General features: G+C 71.6%; 2 protein-coding genes. Both read left to right on the forward strand.

Features of this window, described 5'->3' with window-relative positions:
* On the forward strand, nt 1-377 hold a 377-nt coding region (locus tag ND747_RS18925; RefSeq protein ID WP_251735063.1), incomplete at its 5' end, for a tetratricopeptide repeat protein.
* A 405-nt stretch (nt 378-782) separates the two neighbouring features.
* Nucleotides 783-3,398, forward strand: a 2,616-nt coding sequence (locus ND747_RS18930) for a TIR domain-containing protein (protein WP_251735065.1), incomplete at its 3' end; no start/stop codon positions are given.

The raw sequence follows: 3,398 nt of genomic DNA on the forward strand, positions 1-3,398 counted from the left end.
TGGGGGCGCGGGTGCTGGCCGAGGACACCCTGGCCCGCCGGCGGCGGATCCTCGGCGACGACCACCCCGACACCCTGACCTCCGCGTCCAACCTCGCCGTCCGGCTGGCCGACCTGGGTGATCAGGTGGGGGCGCGGGTGCTGGCCGAGGACACCCTGGCCCGCCGGCGGCGGATCCTCGGCGACGACCACCCCGACACCCTGCGCTCCGCGAACAACCTCGCCCTCTGGCTGGCCGCCCTGGGTGATCAGGTGGGGGCGCGGGCGCTGACCGAGGACACCCTCACCCGCCAGCGGCGGATCCTCGGCGACGACCACCCCGACACCCTGAGCGGCGAGCAGTTGGTGCGCTGGATCGACCGGCAGACGTCCGCGTGATCGCGGGAACGTGGTCGGTGGTTCGGCCACCCCCGCGATTTGATCTTGTCTGGAATTCGTTCGATATTTGAACAAGATCAGAAATGTGGCAGGCGGCAATCAGAATCGGGGGCGAAACGGGCGGGCGGCTGTCCGGGAAACGTGTCGGAAAGTCGGAGTGTCGAACAAGAAGCCAGCCGTCGTTTTCCGTCGACCTGCTGATCGTCTTTGGCTGGTGATGGTGCCGGGGATGATCGCTGTGGCCTGCGTGGGTCGGACCGCCGGGGTGGGGGTCTGGTTGTCGGGCTTTTCGGCGGGTGGGGGTGGGGACTGCTGGTGGTGTGTGATGATTTGGTGTCGTTAGGTGATGGTCGGTCGGGGTGTGCGGCCGGTTCACGTTCGGGGGGGCGTGTGGCACGGGTGTTCGTGAGTCATAGCGCGCGGGATGTGGTGTTGGCGGGGCGGGTGGCGGACTGGCTGAGCGAGGCGGGTCATGCCGTGTTCCTCAGTGGTGATCTGCACCGTGGGGTGGCGGTCGGGGATGCCTGGGTGGACAGGCTGTTCGGCGAGCTGGCCCGGGCGGACGCACTGGCCGCGGTGATCACCGAGGGGTTCAACGGTTCGTTGTGGTGCGCGGCGGAGATCGGCGCGGCCCGGGCGACCGGGTTGACGATCCTGCCGATCCAGGCCGATCGGGACGTGACAAGCCCGCTGATCCCGGTGGAGACCACCGAACGGGTGATCGTCGACGGCGAGGGGGCGGCCGCGCGGACGTGGCTGTTGGAGGCGTTGCGGCGCCTGGACGGAACCGCCGAGGGGAACGGCGACGGGGCGGGGGTGGTGTATCCGGGGCTGGCGGCGTTCACGACCGGGCAGGCCCGGATGTTCTTCGGCCGTGCGGGCGAAACCCGCCGGCTCGCCGACCGGCTGCGGGTGGCCGTGCGGCCGGGTGGGGGTGGGTTGCTGGCGGTGGTGGGGCCGTCGGGGTGTGGGAAGTCGTCGCTGGTCCGCGCCGGACTGATCCCGTTGCTGGCCGCGGACCGGGACTGGCTGGTGCTGCCTGCGCTGGTTCCGGCGGCGGTCCCTGAGGTGGGACCGGTGGGGGAACTCGCCCGGCTGCTGGCCACCGCATGCCATGCCCGTGGTCTGGGGCGCACCGCAAGCCAGGTCAGTGAGGCGCTGGGCCGGCCCGGTGGGCTGACCGGGCTGGTCGCTGATCTGCTCGCCGCGTCCTCGGCCCGCCGGTTGCTGCTGGTCATCGACCAGGCCGAGGAACTGCTCACCAGCACCAGCGAGACCGAACGGCAACGGTTCGCTTCGCTGTTGTGGGAAGCCAGCGGTGAACGTGTCCGCGTCGTCGCCACGATCCGTTCGGATTTCCTCGACCCGCTGCTGCTCCTCGCCGCCGACACCCACCTGCCTGTCCAGGACGCCTTCACCCTGGCCCCGCTGGGCCGGGACCTGCTCCCGCTGGTCATCCGTGAACCGGCACGCCGTGCCGGGATCCGTATCGACGATGAACTCGTGGCCCGTCTGGTCGCGGACACCGGTGGTGGGCAGGCCCTGCCCCTGCTGGCGTTCACCCTCGCCCAGCTCGCCAACGGTGTCCGCCGCGGCGGTGCGCTGTCCACCACCCACTACGACACCCTCGGTGGAGTCCACGGCGCCCTCGCCCGCCACGCCGACGAGGCACTGGCCGTGGCGGTCGACCAGAACAGCCATACACGCGAGGAAGTCCTCGCGGGCCTGCTGCGCCTGGTCACCGTCGACGGCGACGGACAGATCAGCCGCCGCCGCGTCCACCTCGACGACGTCGACTCCGCCACTCGCACCGACCTTGTCGTCTTCGTCGACCACCGCATTCTCACCACCAGCAACACCCACGAGGGCAGCAAGCAGACGCACGAGAACACCCAGGGCACCAGCCGTGGGGAGACGGTGGTCGAGTTCACCCACGAACAGATCCTCACCGCCTGGCCCGCCCTGCACGACACCATCACCGCCGCCGCCGACACCCTGCGACTGCAGGCCACCCTCACCGACGCCGCCGACCAGTGGGACCGGGCCCACCAGCCCGACACCCATCTGTGGGACGGCGACCGCGTCGACACCACCCGCACCGCCCTCGACCCCGCCGGCCTCACCCCCACCGCCCGCGCTTTCCTCGACGCCGGCACCCGCCGCGCGACCCGAGCCCGGACCCGCCGGACCCGCCAGCTCGCCGCGGCGTTCACCACCCTGGTGGTGTTGCTCGCGGGTGTCAGCATCGCCGCCGGTCTTGCCCTGGCCAACAGCCGCACCGTGGCGGCGCAGAAACGGGTCGCGATCAGCCGTCAGCTCATCGCCCAAGCCGACACCGCACGCTCGGTGAGCGTGTCGACCGCGCTGCAACTTGGCCTCGCCGCCCATCGCATCCACCCCACCGGGGAGACCCGTGACGCCCTGACCACCGCCCTGACCAGCGGCTACTCCCACACCCTGACCGGACCCACCGGCGGCGTCTCCTCGGTGGTGTTCTCCCCGGATGGGCGGACCCTGGCCGCCGGCAGCGACGACGACACGGTCACCCTGTGGGATATGGCCGACCGGGGCGCACCCCACCGGCTGGGCACACCCCTGACCGGACCCACCGGCAGCGTCTCCTCGGTGGTGTTCTCCCCGGACGGGCGGACCCTGGCCGCCGGCAGCGACGACGACACGGTCACCCTGTGGGATATGGCCGACCGGGCCGCACCCCACCGGCTGGGCACACCCCTGACCGGACCCACCGACCGCGTCTACTCGGTGGTGTTCTCCCCGGATGGGCAGACCCTGGCCGCCGGCAGCGCCGACCACACGGTCACCCTGTGGGATATGGCCGACCGGGGCGCACCCCACCGGCTGGGCACACCCCTGACCGGACCCACCAAAAGCGTCTCCTCGGTGGTGTTCTCCCCGGACGGGCGGACCCTGGCCGCCGGCAGCTACGACGACACGGTCACCCTGTGGGATATGGCCGACCGGGGCGCACCCCACCGGCTGGGCACACCCCTGACCGGACCC

Origin of the sequence: Frankia sp. R82, assembly GCF_023716925.1 — a bacterium.
Taxonomy (GTDB): Bacteria; Actinomycetota; Actinomycetes; order Frankiales; family Frankiaceae; genus Frankia.